This is a genomic window from Herbaspirillum sp. GW822-FHT03A08 (assembly GCF_058801885.1).
In genome coordinates this window covers 911489-933713 of sequence record NZ_JBXANR010000001.1, presented here as the reverse complement: position 1 = coordinate 933713, position 22225 = coordinate 911489, and the positions used below count along the sequence as shown (strand labels likewise).

The window sequence follows — 22225 nt, the reverse complement described above, 5'->3', positions numbered from 1 at the left end:
AATCCTTCCGCACATACCAGCGGAAGGATTTTTAATATTCCAAGCTCTATCTGAGCGCCCGCTGCATACAGCGGACGTTTTCTACAGGAAGATCAGTAGGTACCGATGTAATCGCCCTTGCCGATTTCCACGCCGTTGTGGCGGAAGATGTCGTACGCCGTGGTGACGTGGAAGAAGAAATGTTGCACGCCGTAGTGCAGCAGGTAGGCTTCGCCGGTGAAGCGTTTTTCTTTCGGCGTGCCTGGGCGCAGCACGATTTCACGGCCTTCGGCGCCTTCGAATTGTTCCGGCTTCAAGCCGTCGATGAACGCAATAGTCTTGTCCAGACGCGCTTGCAGGTCGGCGAAGCTGGCTTCGTTGTCTTCATACGGCGGCACCTCGACATTGGCCAGACGCGCAGGAACGCCCTTGGCGAAGTCGGCGGCGATCTGCACCTGGCGGGTCAGGTTCAGCATGTCCGGGAACAGACGGGCTTTGAGGAAAACGTCGGCGTCGATGCTTTTTGCAGTGGCGTGCGCTTCAGCCTTTTTGAGGATGTCTTTGAGCGCGTTCAGTGCTTGCTTGAAAACAGGGACGGAAGCGGCGTAGTAAGAGATGGTCATGATTTTCCTTTGGTGTATTTGCTGAGTACCGGTAAGCGCATGGTGCGCTTACGCAGGCGATGCAGTCGTGCTTTGAATTATGAGTATTTCTGAAATTCGCTTTTTTGAAACTCGATTTCCAGCGGGCGAAACTTGGAGTACAGCCACAGGCCGCAAGCGAACAGCGTGCCGAGGAAGCCGGTGAAGATCAGCGCCAGCATGATGCCGACGAAGGGCGAAGCGATCAGCCCCATCAGGCCGGTGAGGTGCTGGCCGTTCCAGACGATGGTTTCGGCGCCGAAGAAGGCGAACAGGCCCATCAGGATTGAGATCGGCACCATCGAAAACCCCGAAGCGATCGCCAGGATCTTGTAGACCGTGCCGAAGGAGAAGCGCTTGATTTCCATTGTTTCAAACATCATTGACCCGCATAAAAATGCCGGCGCTATTTTCAGTGCCGGCGTGAAGAATATTGTTGGAATAATTACTTTGCGACCCAGCTGTCTTTCAGCGTTACTGCACGGTTGAACACCGGTTTGCCTGCCGTCGAATCGACGCGGTCGGCGACGAAATAGCCGTGGCGTTCGAACTGATAAATCGCGCCCGCTTCGGCGGTCTTCAGCGTCGGCTCCAGGTAGGCAGTGATGACTTCCTTCGAGTTCGGATTCAAGGCCAGCTTGAAGTCTTTGCCGCCGGCGTCCGGATGGGCGTCGGTGAACAGACGATCGTACAGGCGCACTTCAGCTTCCAGCGCGTGATCGGCGCTGACCCAGTGCAGGTTGCCCTTGACCTTGTAGTTCGCGCTGCCGGGCGTGCCGCTCTTGCTGTCTTCAAAGTAGTTGCAATGCACGGCGATGACGTTGCCGTCAGCATCCTTGTCGCAGCCGGTGCACTCGACCACATAGCCGTAGCGCAGGCGCACCTTGTTGCCCGGGAAGAGGCGGAAGTAGCCCTTGGTCGGCACTTCCATGAAGTCTTCCTTCTCGATCCACAGGTTTTTTGTAATCGGGAACAGGCGGTGCTCGCTGTCATGCAGCGGATGTGCCGGCGGATAGACCGGTGCGCTGCACTCGACGCTTTGGCCTTCAGGGAAATTGTCGATGATCAGCTTCAGCGGACGCAACACGGCGACGGCGCGCGGTGCTTTCGGATCGAGGTCGTCGCGCAGCGCGCCTTCGAGGATGCTGTAGTCGATCCAGCTGTTGTTCTTGGAAGCGCCGGTGCGATCGCACATCAGGCGGATCGCTTCCGGCGTGTAGCCGCGACGGCGCAGGCCAACGATGGTCGGCATGCGCGGATCGTCCCAGCCACTGACGATTTTTTCATCTACCAGCTGTTTCAGCTTGCGCTTGCTGGTGATGATGTAGGTCAGATTCAGGCGCGCGAATTCGTATTGATGCGGCAATGGTTTCTTGAAGAAGCCTTCTTCGGCCAGGCGTTCAAGCACCCAGTCGTAGAACGGGCGCTGATCTTCGAACTCCAGTGTACAGATCGAATGGCTGATGTTTTCCAGCGCGTCTTCGATCGGATGTGCGTAGCTGTACATCGGGTACACGCACCACTTGTCGCCGGTGTTGTGGTGAGTGGCGTGGCGGATGCGGTAGATGGCCGGATCGCGCAAATTCATGTTGGGGCTGGCCATGTCGATCTTGGCGCGCAGGATCAGCGTGCCGTCGGCGTGCTTGCCGTCACGCATTTCTTCGAACAGGCGCAGCGATTCGTCGGCAGGGCGGTTGCGCCACGGCGAGTCGGTGCCTGGCTCGGTCAGCGTGCCGCGGGTTTCGCGCATCTGATCGGCGTTTTGTTCATCGACGTAAGCCAGACCCTTGCGGATCAGCGCTTGCGCGCCGGCGTACATGACGTCGAAGTAATTGCTGGCGTAGTACAGATGCGGTTGGCCGCTATGGTCCCAGTCGAAGCCCAGCCATTTGACCGAGTCGATGATGGTGTCGACGTACTCCTGGTCTTCCTTCTCCGGATTGGTGTCGTCGAAGCGCAGGTGGCAGCGGCCGTTGTAGTCGCGCGCCAGACCGAAGTTCAGGCAGATCGATTTGGCGTGGCCGATGTGCAGATAACCGTTGGGTTCGGGTGGAAAACGTGTCACTACCTGCGGCAAGGCCTGGCCCTGCTTGTCGCTGCGATCGGCATAGGTGCCGGAAGCGAGGTCGGCTTCGATGATGCCGCGCAGGAAATTGGTGGATGGTGCTGGCGTGTGACCGTTTTTCAGTTCGTTGCTCATGGATGCTTTGAGGGAGACATATTTATATAGACAGACATTTTACCGCAGCGCGCCGATATTGAACGGGTTTCCCGGCGGCTATGGAGGCAGGAAACGGGGGCGGAGGGCAGATTTGTCTAAATCGGGGCAGAAATAATTGATTACACCTGATACGGATGGGAATTACCTCGTTGTTCGCTTTGCGGGCAAGCTGTGCTTCATCGTCAAGTTTCCCAAGTCCAAGGAGGACGTCATGAAAAAACTGATTAAACTCGCCATCGCAGGCGTGCTGGTAGCCACCACTCTGTCTGCCTGCATCGTTGTGCCGGTCGGTCCGCCGCACGGTGGCTATTATCGCCACGATCCTTATTACGGCCGTTAATCACGACGCCGCCGTACCGGCAGGGACAACGCCAGGCAATGCGGCAGCTTATTCACAGCAGGGAGTCAATAATGAAAATGAGCATGAAAAATACATTGGTGGCATTGGCGATGGGTACATCGGCGTTTGCCGCTGCGGCGGCGCATGCCGAAGAACCCGGACGCCATCCTTTTTATGCGCACGCCAGGGCTGATCTGGATCAGGCGCGCTGGCTGATCGATCATCGTCCCGGCGATAATTGGCAAATGGGGCGTAGCGAGCAGATCGCCCTGCGGGAAATCGATCTGGCCGGGCGCGACGTGACGCAACTGGGCCTGGATGTCGGCAAGGATATGTTCCGGCCGGAACGCGCCGATGCGCATCCTGATCGCCGCGGCCGCCTGCACGATGCCGTCGCGACGCTGGAAAAGGCGCATCAGGACCTCGCCCGTGAAGAGGATGATCCGCGCGTGCGTGGCCTGCAGCGGGATGCCTTGCGCCATATCGACGTGGCGTTGCATGCGACGAAGGATGCAATCCGCGACGCCGGGTATTAGATTTTTTTACAAAACATCTGCAGCGCCCGCCGTGTGTCGACCGGCGGGCTTTCTTTTGTGCGGCTTCCGCGCGTTCTGCCGCAACGCCGTTTCATCCGCCGATCACAGCATTTCGTCGCATTCTGCTTGGCGTCGCAAGAAGGGCTGAAGATACTGGCCTCCTGTTTCTAACCGGAGAAATTCCATGTCAGTCAGCCTGTTTAAAACCTTGCATCTGCTCGGCGTTGTTCTCTTTCTCGGTAACATCATCGTCACCGCCTTCTGGAAAATCCTGGCCGACCGCACGCGCGAGCTGGCCGTGATCCGTTTTGCGGTGCGCGTCACCAACTGGGCCGACGTCGTTTTCACTTTTGGCGGCATCGTGTTGCTGGCGGCGGCCGGGCATGCGATGGCGGCGCCGGAAGGAGGAATGATGCAGGCTGCCTGGTTGCGCTGGGCCTATGGGTTGTTCGTGGTCACGGGCTTGCTCTGGGTCGGGGTCTTGATTCCGGTGCAAAGAGCGCAGGCACGTTTGCTGTATCCGCTGCCGCGCGAGGCGCAGATTCCGGCGCGCTATTGGCGGCTGTCGGCGATCTGGGCCGTGGCCGGTTCCGTCGCGACCTTGTTGCCGCTGGCGATTTTGTATCTGATGACAGTCAAGCCGCTGTGAGGCCGGTCTGTGGGGAGAGTTACATCTGCTTGAACAGATGCGCGAACAGGCGGCTGACGGCCAGCGTTTCCGGGCGTGAGCGCAGGCGCAGCGACAGTTTGCCGGCTTCATCGCGCTGCGCCGACTGCACCTGTGCGATGCGGACCACCGTACCGCGATGGATTTGCCAGAACTGGTCGGGATCGAGTTGCGGAATCAATTCCTTGAGGCTGGTGCGGATCAGGGATTCGCTGTCGGCAGTGACGACGTTGACGTACTTGTCGGTGGCTTCAAGATAAATCACTTCTTCAATCGGAATCAGTTTGATCTGATTGCCGACGGCGGCGCGTATCATGCGCAGCCGTTCCTGTGCTGCCGGCGCCGGCGCGAGGTTGGGTGCGATGCTGCGCAGCTGCTGCAGCATGCGTTCCATTTCCTCACTGATATTGCCTGCCTTGCCGCTTTGCGCCAGCCGGGCTTGGAGGCGTTCGACGGTTTTTGCCAGCCGTTCGTCGTTGACCGGTTTGAGCACATAGTCGATGGCGGCATGTTCGAAAGCCTGCACCGCGTAGTCGTCATAGGCCGTGACGAACACCAGCATTGGAAACGGGCGCTGATCCGGCCATTCTTCCGCCAGTTCACGCGCGGCTTCGAGCCCGCTTTTGCCGGGCATTTTGATATCGAAGAAGATGATGTCCGGCTGTGCCGCCAGCGCATGATCCACCGCTTCGATGCCGTTGGCGGCGACGCCGATGACCTCCAGTTCCGGCCACAGGCGTTGCAGGCTGGCGGACAAGGCGGCAGCCAGCAGGGCTTCGTCTTCGGCAATCAGGGCGCGGGCGGCAGGCGTGATCATCGCGGCATATTCTCTTATCGTCCCGGGTTGGGATCCAGCGCAGCCAGCGGAATGGTGATCTGCGCCACCGTGCCTTCAGGAATATTGTGCGTCAGTGTCAACTCGGCCAGCGGGCCGTACAGCGCATCGAGACGGGCGCGAATGTTTTCCAGGCCGAGGTGGATACTTTCCGGCTTGTTGTAACTGGTGGAGGTATTAAGTCCCATGCCGGTGTCGAATACGCTCACGATCAGCATGCCGTCATGGACATTGACGCGCACGGTGCAATCGCCGCCTTCCACCTTGGGTTCCAGGCCGTGGCGAATCGCGTTCTCGACCAGCGGCTGCAGCAGCATCGGGGCAATCGGTGTGGACTTGAGTTCATCCGGCAACTGCAGGCTGTAGGTCAGGCGTAAGCCCATGCGCAGCGACATCAGGCCGAGGTAGGCCTTGGTCAGTTCGAACTCCTGCCCTAGCGAGGTCTGGGTGCTGCGCGAGGTCGACAGCGTGGCGCGCAGGTAGTGGATCAGTTGATCCAGCATTTGCTGGGCGCGGATAGGTTCGGTGGAAATCAGGGTTTGCAGCGTCGCCAGTGTGTTGAACAGCATATGGGGCTCGATCTGCGCCTGCAGCATTTGCAATTGCGCCTGGACGGCCTGCTTTTCGATGATGACGTTGCGCGCTTCCAGCGCCGCCATTTTTTCGCGATTCCAGTAAAACAGCGTCGCGCCGACGCAGGCGAGCAAGATCAGGACGATAACGCCGATGGCGTTGTTGGCCTGGTTCGGCGTGAACGCCTGCACCGGGCGGCCGAGCAGAACGTTGGCGATCATATTGCCGATGAAGAATGACAGCGGCGCAAAAACCAGCAGCATGATGAAGAAGCCGGCCTTATTCGGTTCGTCCTTGCCCCACAAAAAAATACGGCCGCAATCGATCAGGACCATGGCGGTTGTGCCGATGCATATCGAAAATATGAGGTTCTCGGTAAAGCCGGCGCCGATATGCATGAGGTAGGTCACCACCACTGCACACAGCAGATTGATGAGCATGGTCGGCACCAGGCCGCGTAGCAGCTCCGGGACGATGAGGGGTAAGCGTGAAGCGATGGTTGTTGCGTTCGTGGTCATTGCCGGTGATTTCTCAATTCCTGTTCAATCATGCGTTGCTTCCATGCCGGAGGCAACTGCATGAATACTTTCAAGCCGTGAAATAGTAACCCGATTCCCCACCCCAGTAACGGCCCGGCCGCCCAGAACGGCGTGTGCGTGTGCAGCAGGTTCAGGGTGATCAGGCCGGTGTTGACCGTCAAATAGACCCCAAGATGGGCGAAGAAGCCGAGTTTACGCTCGACGCGCCGGGTAGCCTGGACCAGGGCTGGATCGGACGGCGACTGAGATGGAGACATGATGATTTCCTCGTTGCAGGCGTAACGACATGGTGTGCCATCCACATAGACGGAGACAGCAGTTTGCGATGAAGCGTCAAAATCGAAGGATGAAGTGCTGCGAAGCTGTGCGCCTCGGCATAGAATGGCGGCAATAAATTTTTGCACGGAGAAAAACATGTGGCCTTATCCGAAAGTTGCAGCACATCGCGGCGGCGGTACACTCGCGCCTGAAAACACGCTGGCGGCGTTCCGCTGCGGCATGGAGTATGGATTCAGGGCGGTCGAATTTGACGTCATGCTGACCAGCGACGAGCAAGCCATCCTGATGCACGATCCGGTGTTTGGCCGTACGCTGCCGGGTGAGGGCAAGATCGCAGAACACACGCTGCAGGATTTGCAGAAGCTGGATGCTGGTATCTGGCACAGTCCGAAATACGCCGGCGAGCCGGTCTGCACGCTGGCGCAGGTGCTGGAGTTTTGCCGCAGCAACGGCATCTGGATGAACATCGAAATCAAGCCGGCCGGTGAAGCCTATGCGGTACGCACCGGCGAAGTTGCCGGCGAGGCAGTAGCGCGTTTTTTTGCCGGTGAAATCGCGGCGCATGTGCCGGGGCAGAACGATCGCAGCTTGCCGCTATTTTCCTCGTTCTCTTTCGATGCGCTGATGGCGGCCAAGCGGACGGCACCGGATATCCCGCGCGGCTTCCTGGTCGACAAGATTCCTGCTGACTGGGAACAGCGCTTGCAGGCGCTGGATGCAGTGGCGCTGCATACCAGCCACAAGAATTTGACGCCGGAACTGGCGCGGGCAGTGAAACAAGGCGGATATGGTTTATTCTGCTACACCGTCAACGACCCGGCGCGTGCAGAAGAAATCCTGGGCTGGGGTGTGGATGGATTTTGCACGGATCGTATCGACCTGATCGGTCCGGCATAAAAAGATCATCGAAACACCGAAATAATCAAAAAGACGAAACATAGAGGGAAGCAGTAATCATGAAAACCAAGGGCATGCTTTGCATGCTGTCGGCTGCGGCCGCGATCACCATTGCCATCACCGGCAACGCCAGCGCACAACAGGGAAACACCCAGGGAAACAGCCAGCACAAATATACCGACGACGCCATCGTCCGTGATCTGAAGGCCGGCAAGCTGACCGTACGTGAAGCGCAAATCCTGCAGCAACGGAACGATCAGGCTGCGGCAAAAACGGCGCCTAAAGTAGTGGCTCCCGCAAGTGCACCAAAATCGACCGCCAAGAAGGCGTATGCCGCCAAGCCGGTAAAAACGGGTAAAACTGCGAAGGGCGCCAAGAAAAAAAGCAAGGTCCCTGTCAAGCATCTGACCAGTCCGCATGCCAAGCACGGCCAGACTGACCGTCACGCCGACACGAGCAAGGCCAAAGCCAAGTCGCATCACGCAGCGGTGAAGGGCGAGCCGGCCAAGCCAGGTAAGTCGGGCAAGCCGGTAAAGCTGAAGGACAAGGCGGAGAAAAACAAGACTGCCACCAAGAAGCCGGAGCCGGTCCGCAAAACTGCGGTGAAATACATCAGGTAATTCCTGAATAGACGGCGCGTGTGCAACGCTTAAAATGTGTCAACGCGAATCGAAAGCACAGCGTTAAACAGGCGCAAGTGGTCGTATGTCAGAACGGATTCGCCGAAATGACGTGGCGGATCTTGGATAACAAATCGTCAGCGCACTTGTAATGAACCAACTTAAGAGGAAAAAGATGAAACTGAATAAATTACTGGCAGCAGTCCTGGTCGCCGCTTTCGCAATGCCTGTTCTGGCTCAGAACGCTCCTGCAGCAGCTCCGGGCGCTCCGGCAGCAACTGCGCCGGCAGCAAAGCCAGCACACGCCAAGCACAAGAAACACGCTAAGAAGCACAAAAAGCACAAGAAACACGCCAAGAAGAGCAAGAACAGCAAGCTGTATCAAGGCGCCTGATTTACCGGAGGGGGTTTTAGCCAAGCAAGCCATGATGGGGCCAGGTCGGAAGGAAGCGAGGCCGGTCTGATTCAGGTTGCAGGTTGACATCACCATTAACCCGTTTGGAGCGATCCGAACGGGTTTTTTTACGTCCGTATTTGCGTTTGCACACCGAGACATGCAGCAGGCGCGTTGCAGACCATGATTGCGATAGGGCTTATCACGTATAATCATCGGTTCGCAACATCTTTTTTGCACCGTTTTCTTTACAGTCCTCGAACATGAACTCAGCCGAAATCCGCGACAAGTTTTTGAAATTCTTTGAATCCAAGGGACATACCGTCGTCCGTTCGTCCAGCCTCGTGCCGGGCAACGACCCGACCTTGTTATTTACCAATTCCGGCATGGTGCAGTTCAAGGACGTGTTCCTCGGCACCGACAAGCGCAACTACGTGCGCGCCACGTCCGTGCAGCGCTGCCTGCGCGCCGGCGGCAAGCACAATGACCTGGAAAACGTGGGTTACACCGCGCGTCACCATACTTTCTTTGAAATGCTGGGCAACTGGTCCTTCGGCGATTACTTCAAGCACGACTCGCTGGTCTGGGCCTGGGAGCTGCTGACCAAAGTCTACGGCCTGCCGGCTGAAAAACTGTGGGCGACCGTCTACGAAACCGACGACGAAGCCTACGATATCTGGCACAAGGTCATCGGCCTGCCGAAAGAGCGCATTGTGCGCATCGGCGACAACAAGGGCGCGCCTTATGCCTCCGACAACTTCTGGCAGATGGCAGACACCGGCCCTTGCGGTCCTTGCTCGGAAATCTTCTACGACCATGGCCCCGACGTCTGGGGTGGTCCTCCGGGCAGCCCTGAGCAGGATGGCGACCGCTACATCGAAATTTGGAACAACGTGTTCATGCAGTTCGATCGCCAGATCGATCCGAAGACCGGCGAAGCCACGCTGACACCGCTGCCGGCGCCGTGCGTCGACACCGGGATGGGGCTGGAGCGCCTGGCTGCGATTCTGCAGCACGTGCACAGCAACTACGAGATCGACCTGTTCCAGCGCCTGATCAAGGCCGCTGCACGCGAAACCAACATCACGGATCTGGAAAACAATTCGCTGAAGGTTATCGCCGATCACATCCGCGCGACTTCTTTCCTGATCGTCGACGGTGTGATTCCCGGCAATGAAGGCCGCGGCTATGTGCTGCGCCGTATCATCCGCCGCGCGCTGCGCCACGGGCACAAGCTGGGCCAGACCCAGCCGTTCTTCTACAAGCTGGTCAAGGATCTGGTCGCCGAGATGGGCGCTGCCTATCCGGAGTTGCCGGAAGCCGCATCGCGTGTCGAACAAGTCCTCAAGCAAGAAGAAGAGCGTTTCGGCGAGACGCTGGAACACGGCATGAAGATCCTCGAAGCAGCACTGGCCAAGAACGCCACCAAGCTCGATGGCGAGACGGCTTTCACGCTGTACGACACCTATGGCTTTCCGCTGGATCTGACTGCAGACATTTGCCGTGAGCGCAATGTCGAACTGGACGAAGCCGGTTTTGCGACCGCCATGGAACGCCAGAAATCGACGGCGCGCGCCGCCGGTAAATTCAAGATGGCTGCCGGTATTGAATACAGCGGCGACAAGACCAGGTTCGTCGGTTACGACGCATTGGCGCAGCAATCCAAGGTTGTTGCCCTGTACGTCGACGGTAGCGCCGTCACCAAGATCGAAGCCGGCCAGGATGCTATCGTCGTGCTGGATACGACACCGTTCTATGCTGAATCCGGCGGTCAGGCGGGTGACGCCGGCGTGCTGGAATCGTCGGGCGCACTGTTTGCCGTCGCCGATACGCAAAAGATCCAGCCGGAAGTATTCGGCCATCACGGCAGCCTGATCAAGGGTTCGCTGTCGGTGGGCGACACGCTGGAAGCCAAGGTTGATGCAAAGCAACGCGCGCAAACCATGCGCAACCACTCGGCAACCCATCTGATGCACAAAGCACTGCGCGAAGTATTGGGCAGCCACGTGGCGCAAAAGGGTTCGCTGGTCGATGCCGACAAGACGCGTTTCGACTTCAGCCACAATGCGCCGGTCACCCCCGAAGAAATCCGTCGTGTCGAAGAAATCGTCAATCGCGAAATCCTCGCCAATGCAGCTACCGAAGCGAAACTGATGGGCTTCGACGATGCCGTCAGCGCAGGTGCGATGGCCTTGTTTGGCGAGAAATACGGCGACGAAGTGCGCGTGCTGTCGATCGGCTCTTCGCGTGAACTGTGCGGCGGTACGCACGTGTCGCGCACCGGCGATATCGGCCTGTTCAAGATTGTGGCCGAAAGCGGCGTGGCGGCAGGTATCCGTCGTGTTGAAGCCGTTACCGGTGAAAACGCGCTGGCGCTGGTGCAATCGCTCAGCAACCGCGTCAACGAAGCTGCTGCGGCATTGAAGGCGCAGCCGGAAGAGTTGATTACGCGTATTGCCCAGGTGCAAGATCACGTCAAGTCGCTGGAAAAAGAGTTGACCGCATTGAAGTCCAAGCTGGCTGCTAATCAAGGCGACGAGTTGCTGACCCAAGCTGTCGACGTCAACGGCATCAAGGTGCTGGCTGCCACGCTGGAAGGCGCCGACGTCACTGCGCTGCGCGAGACCATGGACAAGCTGAAAGACAAGCTGAAAACCGCCGCCATCGTTCTGGCTTCGGTCAAGGACGGCAAGGTCAGCCTGATCGCGGGTGTGACTGCAGATGCAACAGCGAAGGTCAAGGCCGGCGATCTGGTCAACTTTGTTGCACAGCAGGTCGGCGGCAAGGGCGGCGGACGTCCTGACATGGCGCAAGCCGGCGGCACCGACCCGAGTGGTTTGCCCAAGGCGCTGGAAGGCGTCGCGGCATGGGTCGGCAGCAAGGCATAAGTTGTGAGCGATTTCAAGTTCTGTCCCGTCTGTGCTGCATCGCTGGTCATGCGCGCAGACGAACAAGAGGCGGGCAAGCTCCGGCTTGCCTGTCCCGAAGGCCATTGGACACATTGGGACAACCCTTTGCCGGTGCTGGCGGGCTTGGTTGAAATCGACGGCAAGATGTTGCTGGCGCGCAATGCGGCGTGGGCGGAAGGCCGGTTTGCCTTGATTACCGGCTTCATGGAGCGGGATGAAACTCCGGAACAAGGCATCGCGCGAGAAATCAAAGAAGAAACCAATCTCGATGCCAACCAAATTACCTTGATCGGCGTTTACGAGTTCATGCGCAAGAATGAATTGATCATTGCGTATCACGTCAAGGCGACGGGCGAGATCAAGCTGTCTCCGGAATTGCTGGAGTACCGCCTGGTGGCGCCGCCGGACTTGCGGCCTTGGCCGGCAGGAACGGGATACGCGGTGGCGGACTGGATGCGGCGTCACGACTTGCCGGTGCAGTTTGTCGAATTTGCAGGTTCATCCACTCCGCTAGTTTCTCCTGCACAACCTTAGTGCGCGAAATACAACAGAGTATGTTGCGACGCACCAACAAGGTTCATGTTGGAGTAGAATTCTCGAACGATCACTAGGAATTTTTGATTCACAGTATGGTTATTGAATTTCACAGAGAGCTGGATGCACGGGGCCTGAATTGCCCGCTGCCGATACTGAAGACCAAGAAGGCGTTGGCCGATATGTCGAGCGGCCAGGTATTGCGTGTGACAGCCACAGACACCGGTTCGGTGCGCGACTTCCAGGCTTTCGCCAAGCAGACAGGCAACGACCTGCTGTCGCAATCGCAAGAGAATCAGGAATTCATTTTCTTCATGAAGCGTAAATAATTTACGCATTGCCGAGGATGCATTTTTCGTTGTGTTGCAGATAACGAGGCAACCGGATCAAGTTGCAAAACAAGATACAAAAAACGCCCGCTGATGCGGGCGTTTTTATTGGTGCGCAATTGGCGTGCTTTCGTTTCAGTGAAAGCGGCTGCCGATCTCCGGATGGAAGCTCTCCGCACGTGCAATCGGCCAATACTTTTCATAAACCTGATAGCGGTAATTACCGGTGATCAGATCGCCCGGTTCCAGATATTTGAGCATCTCCGACAGCAGCTGGATTTCGTGATCGTTGATGCGATGGACGATGTGGAATGCCCTCAGCGCCGAGGTATGCGGCAAGCCCGCCGCCTGTACCAGTTCCTGCAGCGCATGCAGCGTGCTTTGATGGAAGCGATGTACGCGTTCCGCTTTGTCAGGTACGACCAGTGCGCGAGCGCGCGTCGCGTTCTGTGTCGCCACGCCGGTCGGGCAGCGATCGGTGTGGCAGCTTTGCGACTGGATGCAACCCAGGGCAAACATGAAGCCGCGTGCCGAGTTGCACCAGTCGGCGCCGATGGCCAGTGTGCGCGCCACGTCGAAAGCGGTGATGATCTTGCCGCTGGCGCCGATCTTGACGCGGTCGCGCATGCCGATGCCGACCAGTGTGTTGTGCACCATCAGCAAACCTTCCTGCAGTGGCATGCCGACGTGGTCGACGAATTCCAGCGGCGCGGCGCCGGTACCGCCTTCGGAACCATCGACGGTGATGAAGTCGGGGACGATATTGGTTTCCAGCATGGCCTTGGCGATGCCGAAGAATTCCCATGGATGGCCCACGCACAGTTTGATGCCGGTGGGTTTGCCGCCCGACAGTGTGCGCAGCTTGTCGATGAATTCCAGCAGGCCGATCGGTGTGGAGAACGAGGAGTGCACTGCCGGCGAGATGCAATCGATGCCCATCGGGATGCCGCGCGTGGCGGAAATCTCCGGTGTGATCTTGGCCGCCGGCAGCACGCCGCCGTGCCCCGGCTTGGCGCCTTGCGACAACTTCACCTCAATCATCTTCACTTGTGGCGCATTGGCTTGTGCGGCAAATTTTTCCTCGTCGAAACTGCCGTCCGGATGGCGGCAACCGAAGTAGCCCGAGGCGATCTGCCACACCAGGTCGCCGCCGAATTCGCGGTGATAAGCAGAGATCGAGCCCTCGCCGGTGTCGTGCGCAAAGTTGCCTTTCTTGGCGCCCTGATTGAGCGCGCGGATGGCGTTGGCCGACAGCGAGCCGAAGCTCATCGCCGAGACGTTGAAGACCGACATCGAATACGGTTGAGCAAGCCCGGCGCCGACAACCACGCGGAAGTCGTGGCTCGCAATCTTAGTGGGCGACAGAGAGTGGCCGATCCATTCGTAGCCGGCAACTTTGACATCCAGTTCGGTGCCGAAAGGGCGGCTGTCGACGTCGGCCTTGGCGCGTTGATAAACCACGCTGCGCTTCTTGCGCGTGAACGGTGCGCCGTCGTTTTCGCCTTCAAAGAAATATTGGCGGATTTCCGGACGGATCGATTCGAACATGAAACGGAAATGGCCCATCAGCGGATAGTTGCGCAGCACGGCATGGCGGCGCTGCACGATATCGCGCACGCCGATGATGCTGAACACCAGGGGCACGATGGCCCACCACCAGCTCACCATATGTCCCGACGCGAGGATGGCCAGCGCCAGCGTCAGGAAGATGACGAACCATAAAACCAGATAACGAGTTGCCCACATACCAGCATCCTTTTTGTTGTTTGTCAGGCGGTGATGGGATTCTACTGCCGCCGTTGCCCGTCTATAGGGCGAAAAGAGTGGTGTTTATTTCAATTCCGGTTGATTCGATTCTGCACTGTTGTAGTGCGGGCTTGCAGCGAGCCGGGCGGGTGGAATGAAGATTGCATTGCCACATGGATACATCTTCGCGCAAGCTTGTCTGGCAGCCGCCAAATCGTTGAGTGGCATTGTTATTGCTAGTTGTTAGCAAAAAAAGCACGCACCACTACCTGGGCACCTTGTAGTCCGTTTTTCTTCTTCCGAATCCCCTTTTTATTGCCATCAGGCATTGATTGCGTCGACCATTTATATGAAGATTGTTGCTTCCTCCATTCCGCCGGACCATGCCGCTGCAATTACTTCCATCGCCAGACCGCCGCGTTTGCTGGAGACCTTGCTGGCGAATCTGGACGGCATGGTGTATCGCTGCCGCGACGATGCAGAGTGGACGATGGAGTTTGTCAGTGAAGGCTGTCTTGAGCTGACCGGCTATCAACCGCAGGACTTGCTCTTTAATCACCGGATTTCTTACGACCGCATCACCCATCCTGAGGATCGAGATACGGTGCGTCAGACCATACAAGCTTGTTTGCTTGCCAAGAAGCGGTTTGAAATGGAGTACCGGATTATCCGTGCCGACGGCGAGGTGCGCTGGGTGTGGGAGCGCGGCGTCGGAATCTATAACGCGGCCGGCGCGCTGGATGCGCTTGAAGGCTACGTCCAGGACGTGACGGCGCGCAAGGAAGCCGACCAGGCTTTGCTGGAGGCGGAGCGGCGCTACCGCAGTATTTTTGAAAATGCCATCGAGGGCGTCTTTCAGTCGACCCCGGACGGCGGTTATATCGCGGTGAATCCCGCGCTGGCGCGTATTTATGGCTACAAGTCGCCGGAAGATCTCATCGTCAGCCTGCGCGACATCAAGCATCAGTTGTATGTCGAGCCGGAGCGCCGTACTGAATTCATGAAGATGATGGAACAGTTCGGCTCCGTCTCCAATTTTGAGTCGCGCGTGTACCGCCGTGACGGCGAGATCATCTGGATTTCCGAAAATGCCCGCGCCGTGCACGACGATGCCGGCACGCTGATGTTCTATGAAGGTACAGTCGAGGCGATCACCGAGCGAAAATTATACGAAGCGGAAATCCGCCATCAGGCTACGCACGATGCGCTGACCGGCTTGCCCAACCGCACGATGCTGCACAATCACCTTCAGCGCGCGGTGCAGAATTCGCGGCAGAAAGGTTCGCTGACGGCGGTCGTATTTGTCGACCTCGATCAGTTCAAGTTCATCAACGACAGTCTCGGCCACCAGGTCGGCGACGAATTGCTCAAGACTGTGGCGCAGCGCCTGGTGTCCTGCGTGCGCGAGACCGACATGGTGGCGCGGCAGGGCGGCGATGAGTTCGTGCTGGTGCTGCAGAACCAGCCGGACGAAAGCAACATCACCGAAGTCCTGCAGCGCATCCTGACCGCCGTGGCGCGGCCGTGGGTGGTGGGTGACCGCGAGTTTCACATTACCTGCAGCATCGGAGTGAGCCGCTGTCCGACCGACGGCCGCGATGTCGAAACCCTGCTCAAGAATGCTGACTCGGCCATGTACAAGGCCAAGGAGCTGGGGCGCAACAACTTCCAGTATTTTGCCGGCTGGATGGATGCTCAGGTCAGTAACCGGCTGGAGATGCTGGTCAGCCTGCGACGTGCGCTCGACCGTGATGAGTTCAAACTGTATTACCAGCCCAAGATCAGTCTGGCCAGCGGCCGCATCATCGGCGCCGAAGCATTGATACGATGGATTTCGCCGGATCAGGGACTGGTGCCGCCGGATCGTTTCATTCCGTTTGCGGAAGAGGCCGGCCTGATTGTTCCTATCGGCGAATGGGTGCTGCGCACGGCGTGTGCACAAAACAAGCTCTGGCAGGATGCCGGGCTCGTGCCGATTCCGGTGGCGGTCAACTTGTCGCCGCGGCAACTGGATCAGAACCTGCCGGAGTTCGTGCGCCAGGTTCTGGTGGAAAGCGGCCTCGCCGCAGCGTGGCTGGAGTTGGAGATCACGGAAAACGTCGTCATGCGGGACGCCGAAAAAACCGTTGCCACGTTGAATGCGCTCAAGCGGCTGGGCTTGCAGGTGTCGGTGGATGACTTCGGCACCGGTTATTCCAGTCTGAGCTATCTGCGCCGTTTCCCGGTAGATGCCTTGAAGATCGACAAGTCCTTTGTGCGCGACATTGCACGCGATACGGACAGTGCCGCGATCGTCAAGGCGGTGATCTCGCTCGGCCACATCCTGAATCTGCGAGTGATCGCGGAGGGCGTTGAAGATCAGGAACAATACGATTTTCTGCTGGAAAACGGCTGCGACGAAGTGCAGGGTTATCTGCTGGGCAAGCCGATGCCGGCGGAAGATTTTACGCGCCGTCTGGAGCAGGAAAAGAAGTCTCTGCCGTGATGCCGCAGGTTGTCGTCGCCGAAATGCCGTCGGGTGTGTCTCGCAGGCGACAGCGTGTAAATAATGTATGACACCCGCAACGAAGCGACATCCTGCCGGGGCTTTGTGCTAAACTCCGCGCAGTATATTTTGCATTTTGCCTCCGGCCACCCGAAAACTCAGCTCGGCGCCGCTTGCAAGGTCAAAAGTTGAAATGGTGCGAGAATCTGGGAACTCAAGATTCTGTGTTCGCAACCAAGCCTTATTTTCCCGCTCATCTTCAACCTCCTATAAACGAGCGCCGGGAAGCAGCACCAACAGCATCAAAGCAGTATTTCAGGTTCAAGAGCCTGACAGCACCGTTGGCGCTGCGATGAAACTCAACCCGTGCAGCCAGGCTTCGCTTCGTTTTGGTCGAGCCCCTAAACTTTTGTTAAACAGTCGCACAAGAGTCGTACATGAATACTATTGAGGCCAAGAAAGTCCTCGAAACAGCATTGCTATGTGCTCACGAGCCATTATCAATCAACGATTTGAAGAAGCTTTATGTATCCGGTGAGGATGTCGAAAGCGAAATGACGTCGGATGTCATCCTGCAGATGCTGGAAGAGCTGCGCGAAGACTGGATTGACAAGGGTGTTGAAGTTGTCAGTTTGTCGACAGGCTGGCGCTTTCAGAGTCGGGCCGAGATGAAGGTCTATCTGGATCGCCTGAATCCGGAAAAACCACCGAAGTACACCCGTGCAACCCTGGAAACACTTGCCATCATCGCTTATCGCCAGCCGGTAACCCGCGGCGACATCGAAGAAATCCGCGGCGTCACGGTGAGTTCGCAAACTGTGCGTTTGCTGGAGGACCGCGGCTGGATTGAAGCCATTGGTCATCGCGACGTGCCGGGGCGCCCGGCCTTGTTTGCCACGACCAAGCGTTTTCTGGATGACCTCGGATTGACCTCGCTGGATCAGTTGCCACCGTTGCGTACGGTCACCAAGGAAGGCGTTGTCGATCCGGGCGCGTTGCTCGAATTGCAGGCGTTGGAAGCCGAGATGCAGGCCAGTCTGATCGCTGACGGCGAAGCCGCTGAAGTGATCGATGCTGCTGAGGGCGATGCTGCTGTTGAAGCCGCGCACGTTGAGCCGGATGCTGAGAATACAGAATCGGTTGAACTTGCCGGCGCCGAAAGCGCCATAGCAACAATTGACGGCGAAATTGACAGCGTCACTGCCGCCGGCACGAAAACGAATGCGGAAGAAATTCCCGGGGAAGACATCGAGAACGACGTGGATGCGATTGCACCAAGCGTTGCCAACTACGAAGAAGTGCAGGCCGAAAGCCCTGCTTCTGCTGAAGAAATTCACACCAAGGACCCTGCCTCCGGCCACGCAAGTGACGCCGCGCCCGGTCTGAATAACCACGATTCAAATAATGAAACCATCTAGTTCCAACGATGAGAAGCAGGTAGACCTCTTTGGTGCTGCCGCCGACAATGCCGATACTGCTGCAGCCAAGCCGGCTGTGCGCAAGCGGACCAAAAAGGTAGTGGCTGAAGAGCCGGTTGCCGAAGCTGCGCCGGTCAAGAAGGCTGCTGTCAAAAAGACGGTAACGAAAAAAGCGGTTGCTGAGAAGGCTTTGGCCGATGTTGTTGCGCCCGCGCCTGAAGCAGCACCGGCAGTTGCATCGGCGGATGAGGTCGTCGCGCCGAAGAAGCGCGCTACCCGCGCCAAGAAGCCTGCGGTCGATGCTGTAGCAGAGGCTGCACCGGTATCTGCCCCTGTTCCCGCCGCTGCGCCGGAAGCGCCGAAGGTCATCGTCACCATCGGCGAAGAAGTTACTGCTGCACCTGTCTTGCTGGATGCGCCTGCTGACAATGCGCGCACCAAGCCTGCCCGACGCGGCGTGCGCGGTCCGCGTGCTTTGCGCAACAACCGGGCTGCACAGCGTGCCGCGGAAAGCAGCGAAGCCGCTCCTGCTCATCAGGCTGATGCCGATGTTGCTGCAGTTCACGGTGCCGGAGACGCCAATGCTCCGGTTCCTGTCGCCGATCAGGCGATGGCGGAATCGCGCCGTGATGGCCAGGGCCAGGATCGCAATCGTCAGCAAAAAGGCAAGAAGCCTTTTGTCAAAGGTGGCAAGCCGAAGGCGCCGCAACTGGGTTTGCGCTCGCATGACGCCGGCGATGATATTTTCTCGTTCGTCACTTCCGATGCTTACGACAAGGAAGACGGCGCCAAAGGCGGCGCTCGCAACGGACATCAGCTGCGCGGCAAGAATGGCCGCCGCGATCTGACTTCCGAGGACGATGCACCGAAGCTACATAAAGTACTGGCCGACTCCGGTCTCGGTTCGCGCCGCGACATGGAAGAACTGATCGTTGCCGGCCGCGTGTCGGTCAACGGCGAACCTGCGCATATCGGTCAGCGTATTTTGCCGACCGACCAGGTGCGTATTAACGGCAAGTTGCTGCAACGCAAAGTCAGCAAGAAGCCGCCGCGCGTGCTGGTCTATCACAAGCCGGCCGGTGAAATCGTCAGCCACAACGATCCGGAAGGCCGTCCGTCGGTTTTCGATCGTCTGCCGAACATGAAGGCTGCGAAATGGCTGGCTGTCGGCCGTCTCGACTTCAATACCGAAGGTCTGCTGTTGTTTACAACCTCCGGCGATCTGGCCAACCGTCTGATGCATCCGCGCTACAACATCGAGCGTGAATACGCCGTGCGTACGTTGGGCGAGCTGGAACAAGGCATGCGCCAGAAGCTGTTGCACGGTGTTGAGCTGGACGACGGCATGGCGCAATTCTCCAAGATCGCCGATGGCGGCGGTGAAGGCGTCAACAAATGGTACCGCGTGACGATCGGCGAAGGCCGTAATCGCGAAGTGCGCCGCATGTTTGAAGCCATCGGTTTGACGGTTTCGCGTCTGATCCGTACCCGCTACGGCATGATGATGTTGCCGCAGGGCCTCAAACGCGGTCGTTGGGAAGAATTGGAAGAAAACGCCGTGCGCGGCATGCTGGCGGCCTGCGGTCTGGAAAAAGCCGGCGGCGACGCTCCGGCCGGCAATGGCAAGGGACGTGGCAACGGCAATGCGAATGGCAATAATGGCAACAGCAACGGCCAGCCGCGCAGCAACGCCAACGCCAACCCAATGCAGCAGAAAGGTCCGCGCCGCGAACCATGGCAGGGACAAGGTCAAGGTCCTCGCCAAGGTCAAGGGCAAGGACAGGGCGGTCGTCCGCAACAGAACAAGCCGCGTCAGCCCGATCCTTTGCAGACTGCGCTGGGCTTCCCGGATGCCGGTCAGCGTCGCCATAATCGTCCGCAACGCAGCGGCGGCATGGCAGGCCAGGGACAAGGCATGGGTGCAGGCGGCATGCCGCGCCGTCGACGCGGGTAAGTCTTTGATTGCTCGGGAATTTCTTTTGTGAAATTTCGGGCTGTCTGGGGTATGTCCGGTAATCTTGAATTGCCGGACATACCGTAATCGGTTATAATGCGCAAGTTAACGGGGTAATTCACGGCAAATAATGATCGTGAAACTGCTTGCAGTTGAATAAACGATAAGAACGATGGGCAGATGCCCATTTTTTTTTTGCTGAACAAATTGACGTGTCTGCGCGGGTTGGCGAGATGCGCAGAAAAGAAGCGCGGAGAGATTTCCTTGCAATTGCTGGATTTGATTGAAACCACCCTGTCTGGGATGGGCTACGAACTGGTTGACCTCGAGAAGGCGGCGCGCGGACTTGTGCGCGTGTTTATCGATTTCCCGTTCGAAGACGCCGACAAGGGCCCGATCACAGTCGAGGATTGCGAAAAGGTCACGCATCAGTTGCTGCACGTCTTTACGGTCGAGAACGTCGATTACGAGCGACTGGAAGTGTCGTCGCCGGGGCTGGATCGCCCCCTCAAGAAGCTGAGCGACTATGTGCGTTTCGCCGATCAGGAGGCAATCATCAAGCTGCGCGTGCCGATGGCGAGCGCAGCCAATCGCAAGTCGTTTCAAGGCATCTTGCGCGCCCCTGAAGGCGAGAACTTAAAACTGGAATTTGAAGCAAACGATGGGTCGGCAGCGGTGTTGGATTTCACACTCGCCGATGTGGATAAGGCACGCCTGGTGCCGAAAGTGGATTTTAGGAGTCGCAAAGCATGAGTCGCGAAGTTTTGTTATTGGTCGATGCGCTGGCGCGCGAAAAGAACGTCGATAAAGATGTGGTCTTCGGAGCACTGGAGCATGCGCTCGCGCAAGCTACCAAGAAGCGCTACGAAGGCGAAGTCGACATCCGTGTGTCGATCGACCGCGAAAGCGGCGAATTTGAATCGTTCCGTCGCTGGCATGTGGTGCCGGACGAAGCCGGTCTGCAATTGCCCGACCAGGAAGTGTTGCACTTCGAAGCCAAAGAGCAGATTCCCGATATCGCCGTCGATGAATACATCGAAGAGCCGATTGAATCGGTCGAGTTTGGCCGCCGCTTCGCACAAGATACCAAGCAAGTCGTCCTGCAACGCATCCGCGACGCCGAGCGTGAGCAGATTCTGGCTGACTTCCTGGAGCGCGGCGATTCGCTGGTGACCGGCACGATCAAGCGCATGGAACGCGGCGATGCCATCGTCGAGTCCGGCAAGATCGAAGCACGCCTGCCGCGCGACCAGACGATTCCAAAAGAAAACCTGCGTATCGGCGACCGCGTCCGCGCTTATATCCTGCGTATCGACCGCAATGCACGCGGCCCGCAAGTGATCCTGTCGCGTACGGCTCCTGAATTCATCATGAAGCTGTTCGAACTGGAAGTCCCGGAAATCGAACAAGGCTCGCTGGAAATCAAATCGGCAGCACGTGACCCTGGCGTTCGCGCCAAGATCGCCGTCTTCACCAGCGACAAGCGCATCGATCCTATCGGTACCTGTGTCGGCATGCGCGGTTCGCGTGTGCAGGCTGTGACCGGTGAGTTGGGCGGCGAGCGCGTCGACATCGTGCTGTGGTCGGAAGACCCGGCGCAATTCGTGATCGGCGCACTGGCCCCGGCCAACGTCTCCTCGATCGTCGTGGATGAAGAAAAACACGCCATGGACGTCGTCGTCGACGAAGAAAATCTCGCCATCGCCATCGGCCGCGGCGGCCAGAACGTGCGTCTGGCGGCAGAGCTGACCAACTGGCAGATCAACATCATGACAGCGGAAGAATCGGCCGATAAGTCGGCGCAGGAAACTGCAGCGATTCGCATCCTGTTCATGGAAAAATTGGATGTCGATCAGGAAGTCGCTGACATCCTGGTGGAAGAAGGTTTCGCCAGTCTGGAAGAAATCGCTTACGTGCCGATCAACGAAATGCTCGAAATCGAGTCCTTCGACGAAGACACCGTCAACGAACTGCGCAACCGCGCACGCGATGCACTGGTGACTGAAGCGATTGCTTCCGAAGAAGGTCTGGAAGGCATGGACGAAGCGCTGATCAATTTCGAAGGAATGGATCGCGTTGTCGCCGGCAAGCTCGGCCTGGCCGGTGTCAAGACCGTGCCTGCCTTCGCTGCACTGGCGTACGACGAATTCGGCGCCATCCTGGCGTTGTCGGCCGAGCGTGCGCGCCAACTGATTGAAAATGAATTTGAAGATGTGACCGACGATGAAATGAAGCTCATCGATGCTAAATACGACGAGCGTGCCAAGGCATTGCAAGCCAAAGCATGGAGTACGGTGGAAGCGAAGCAATAAGCTTCCACGTACCCACA

21 protein-coding genes are annotated in these 22225 nt (G+C 58.0%); 14 read left to right on the top strand and 7 right to left on the bottom strand.

All coding sequences use genetic code 11. From position 1 onward, the window contains the following. Positions 1-92: 92 nt before the first annotated feature. From AC1RN6_RS04290 to AC1RN6_RS04280, 3 genes are all read right to left on the bottom strand, one after another. On the bottom strand, positions 93-602 hold the full coding sequence (locus AC1RN6_RS04290; protein WP_050477909.1) for a DUF1993 domain-containing protein: 510 nt from the start codon (positions 600-602) through the stop codon (positions 93-95). Positions 603-679: 77 nt separating this feature from the next. Then, on the bottom strand, positions 680-1003 hold the full coding sequence (locus AC1RN6_RS04285; protein WP_007876104.1) for a hypothetical protein: 324 nt from the start codon (positions 1001-1003) through the stop codon (positions 680-682). Positions 1004-1065: 62 nt separating this feature from the next. Next, entirely contained in the window at positions 1066-2820 is a 1755-nt protein-coding gene (locus AC1RN6_RS04280; RefSeq protein ID WP_493003275.1) for a glutamine--tRNA ligase/YqeY domain fusion protein, read from the bottom strand. Between the two features lie 232 nt (positions 2821-3052). Between AC1RN6_RS04280 and AC1RN6_RS04275 the strand changes: the two genes are divergently transcribed. The 3 genes from AC1RN6_RS04275 (at position 3053) to AC1RN6_RS04265 (ending at position 4366) form a co-directional block, all read left to right on the top strand. Continuing rightward, positions 3053-3181 carry a hypothetical protein gene (locus AC1RN6_RS04275; RefSeq protein WP_007876107.1) on the top strand — a complete coding sequence of 43 codons (129 nt, stop codon included), beginning with the start codon at positions 3053-3055 and terminating at the stop codon, positions 3179-3181. Positions 3182-3264: 83 nt separating this feature from the next. Then, entirely contained in the window at positions 3265-3717 is a 453-nt protein-coding gene (locus AC1RN6_RS04270) for a hypothetical protein (RefSeq protein ID WP_493003272.1), read from the top strand. Positions 3718-3901: 184 nt separating this feature from the next. Beyond that, the gene (locus AC1RN6_RS04265; RefSeq protein WP_493003271.1) at positions 3902-4366 is read left to right on the top strand and encodes a DUF2269 family protein; all 465 of its coding nucleotides are present in this window, start codon (positions 3902-3904) and stop codon (positions 4364-4366) included. A gap of 19 nt (positions 4367-4385) precedes the next feature. On the opposite strand, the gene AC1RN6_RS04260 is transcribed toward AC1RN6_RS04265, so the two are convergent. The 3 genes from AC1RN6_RS04260 to AC1RN6_RS04250 are packed head-to-tail and all read right to left on the bottom strand — an operon-like array spanning position 4386 to position 6747. Then, positions 4386-5201, bottom strand: coding sequence for a LytR/AlgR family response regulator transcription factor (locus tag AC1RN6_RS04260; protein WP_493003269.1), 816 nt, complete (start codon positions 5199-5201; stop codon positions 4386-4388). 14 nt (positions 5202-5215) lie between these two features. Then, positions 5216-6310: a sensor histidine kinase gene (locus AC1RN6_RS04255; RefSeq protein ID WP_493003268.1), complete on the bottom strand. Its 1095-nt coding sequence runs from the start codon at positions 6308-6310 to the stop codon at positions 5216-5218. Next, complete coding sequence (locus tag AC1RN6_RS04250) at positions 6307-6747, bottom strand: 2TM domain-containing protein (RefSeq protein ID WP_493003266.1); 441 nt, start codon at positions 6745-6747, stop codon at positions 6307-6309. Before AC1RN6_RS04250 ends, AC1RN6_RS04255 begins: the two co-directional genes overlap by 4 nt. Here AC1RN6_RS04250 and ugpQ point away from each other — a divergent pair. From ugpQ to AC1RN6_RS04220, 6 genes are all read left to right on the top strand, one after another. Next, on the top strand, positions 6746-7507 hold the full coding sequence (ugpQ, locus tag AC1RN6_RS04245) for a glycerophosphodiester phosphodiesterase (protein ID WP_493003265.1): 762 nt from the start codon (positions 6746-6748) through the stop codon (positions 7505-7507). The genes AC1RN6_RS04250 and ugpQ overlap by 2 nt on opposite strands. Before the next feature lie 59 nt (positions 7508-7566). Then, positions 7567-8127: a hypothetical protein gene (locus AC1RN6_RS04240; RefSeq protein WP_493003263.1), complete on the top strand. Its 561-nt coding sequence runs from the start codon at positions 7567-7569 to the stop codon at positions 8125-8127. A 175-nt stretch (positions 8128-8302) separates the two neighbouring features. Continuing rightward, positions 8303-8521 carry a hypothetical protein gene (locus AC1RN6_RS04235; protein WP_493003261.1) on the top strand — a complete coding sequence of 73 codons (219 nt, stop codon included), beginning with the start codon at positions 8303-8305 and terminating at the stop codon, positions 8519-8521. Positions 8522-8784: 263 nt separating this feature from the next. Then, positions 8785-11409 carry an alanine--tRNA ligase gene (gene alaS / locus AC1RN6_RS04230; RefSeq protein ID WP_493003259.1) on the top strand — a complete coding sequence of 875 codons (2625 nt, stop codon included), beginning with the start codon at positions 8785-8787 and terminating at the stop codon, positions 11407-11409. Between the two features lie 3 nt (positions 11410-11412). Further along, positions 11413-11964, top strand: a complete 552-nt coding sequence (locus AC1RN6_RS04225) for an NUDIX domain-containing protein (protein ID WP_493003258.1) — start codon at positions 11413-11415, stop codon at positions 11962-11964. 95 nt (positions 11965-12059) lie between these two features. Next, positions 12060-12293, top strand: a complete 234-nt coding sequence (locus AC1RN6_RS04220) for a sulfurtransferase TusA family protein (RefSeq protein WP_007876134.1) — start codon at positions 12060-12062, stop codon at positions 12291-12293. Between the two features lie 135 nt (positions 12294-12428). Here AC1RN6_RS04220 and AC1RN6_RS04215 read toward each other — a convergent pair whose 3' ends face one another. Then, entirely contained in the window at positions 12429-14039 is a 1611-nt protein-coding gene (locus AC1RN6_RS04215; protein WP_493003256.1) for an FMN-binding glutamate synthase family protein, read from the bottom strand. Between the two features lie 349 nt (positions 14040-14388). On the opposite strand from AC1RN6_RS04215, the gene AC1RN6_RS04210 reads away from it, so the two are divergent. From AC1RN6_RS04210 to nusA, 5 genes are all read left to right on the top strand, one after another. Next, on the top strand, positions 14389-16524 hold the full coding sequence (locus AC1RN6_RS04210; protein ID WP_493003255.1) for a putative bifunctional diguanylate cyclase/phosphodiesterase: 2136 nt from the start codon (positions 14389-14391) through the stop codon (positions 16522-16524). Positions 16525-16961: 437 nt separating this feature from the next. Then, positions 16962-17942: an SMC-Scp complex subunit ScpB gene (gene scpB / locus AC1RN6_RS04205; protein WP_493003254.1), complete on the top strand. Its 981-nt coding sequence runs from the start codon at positions 16962-16964 to the stop codon at positions 17940-17942. Next, positions 17929-19896 carry a 23S rRNA pseudouridine(2605) synthase RluB gene (rluB, locus tag AC1RN6_RS04200; protein ID WP_493003252.1) on the top strand — a complete coding sequence of 656 codons (1968 nt, stop codon included), beginning with the start codon at positions 17929-17931 and terminating at the stop codon, positions 19894-19896. Before scpB ends, rluB begins: the two co-directional genes overlap by 14 nt. A gap of 264 nt (positions 19897-20160) precedes the next feature. Next, complete coding sequence (gene rimP, locus AC1RN6_RS04195) at positions 20161-20649, top strand: ribosome maturation factor RimP (protein ID WP_050477891.1); 489 nt, start codon at positions 20161-20163, stop codon at positions 20647-20649. Next, positions 20646-22208 carry a transcription termination factor NusA gene (gene nusA / locus AC1RN6_RS04190; protein WP_493003250.1) on the top strand — a complete coding sequence of 521 codons (1563 nt, stop codon included), beginning with the start codon at positions 20646-20648 and terminating at the stop codon, positions 22206-22208. Before rimP ends, nusA begins: the two co-directional genes overlap by 4 nt. Positions 22209-22225: the final 17 nt, after the last annotated feature.

What these genes read in the sequence shown, in the direction of transcription:
- AC1RN6_RS04290 (WP_050477909.1), bottom strand. Translation starts at nt 602, where the DNA reads ATGACCATCTCTTACTACGCCGCTTCCGTCCCTGTTTTCAAGCAAGCA.
- AC1RN6_RS04285 (WP_007876104.1), bottom strand. Translation starts at nt 1,003, where the DNA reads ATGATGTTTGAAACAATGGAAATCAAGCGCTTCTCCTTCGGCACGGTC.
- AC1RN6_RS04280 (WP_493003275.1), bottom strand. Translation starts at nt 2,820, where the DNA reads ATGAGCAACGAACTGAAAAACGGTCACACGCCAGCACCATCCACCAAT.
- AC1RN6_RS04275 (WP_007876107.1), top strand. Translation starts at nt 3,053, where the DNA reads ATGAAAAAACTGATTAAACTCGCCATCGCAGGCGTGCTGGTAGCCACC.
- AC1RN6_RS04270 (WP_493003272.1), top strand. Translation starts at nt 3,265, where the DNA reads ATGAAAAATACATTGGTGGCATTGGCGATGGGTACATCGGCGTTTGCC.
- AC1RN6_RS04265 (WP_493003271.1), top strand. Translation starts at nt 3,902, where the DNA reads ATGTCAGTCAGCCTGTTTAAAACCTTGCATCTGCTCGGCGTTGTTCTC.
- AC1RN6_RS04260 (WP_493003269.1), bottom strand. Translation starts at nt 5,201, where the DNA reads ATGATCACGCCTGCCGCCCGCGCCCTGATTGCCGAAGACGAAGCCCTG.
- AC1RN6_RS04255 (WP_493003268.1), bottom strand. Translation starts at nt 6,310, where the DNA reads ATGACCACGAACGCAACAACCATCGCTTCACGCTTACCCCTCATCGTC.
- ugpQ (WP_493003265.1), top strand. Translation starts at nt 6,746, where the DNA reads ATGTGGCCTTATCCGAAAGTTGCAGCACATCGCGGCGGCGGTACACTC.
- AC1RN6_RS04250 (WP_493003266.1), bottom strand. Translation starts at nt 6,747, where the DNA reads ATGTTTTTCTCCGTGCAAAAATTTATTGCCGCCATTCTATGCCGAGGC.
- AC1RN6_RS04240 (WP_493003263.1), top strand. Translation starts at nt 7,567, where the DNA reads ATGAAAACCAAGGGCATGCTTTGCATGCTGTCGGCTGCGGCCGCGATC.
- AC1RN6_RS04235 (WP_493003261.1), top strand. Translation starts at nt 8,303, where the DNA reads ATGAAACTGAATAAATTACTGGCAGCAGTCCTGGTCGCCGCTTTCGCA.
- alaS (WP_493003259.1), top strand. Translation starts at nt 8,785, where the DNA reads ATGAACTCAGCCGAAATCCGCGACAAGTTTTTGAAATTCTTTGAATCC.
- AC1RN6_RS04220 (WP_007876134.1), top strand. Translation starts at nt 12,060, where the DNA reads ATGGTTATTGAATTTCACAGAGAGCTGGATGCACGGGGCCTGAATTGC.
- AC1RN6_RS04215 (WP_493003256.1), bottom strand. Translation starts at nt 14,039, where the DNA reads ATGTGGGCAACTCGTTATCTGGTTTTATGGTTCGTCATCTTCCTGACG.
- AC1RN6_RS04210 (WP_493003255.1), top strand. Translation starts at nt 14,389, where the DNA reads ATGAAGATTGTTGCTTCCTCCATTCCGCCGGACCATGCCGCTGCAATT.
- scpB (WP_493003254.1), top strand. Translation starts at nt 16,962, where the DNA reads ATGAATACTATTGAGGCCAAGAAAGTCCTCGAAACAGCATTGCTATGT.
- rluB (WP_493003252.1), top strand. Translation starts at nt 17,929, where the DNA reads ATGAAACCATCTAGTTCCAACGATGAGAAGCAGGTAGACCTCTTTGGT.
- nusA (WP_493003250.1), top strand. Translation starts at nt 20,646, where the DNA reads ATGAGTCGCGAAGTTTTGTTATTGGTCGATGCGCTGGCGCGCGAAAAG.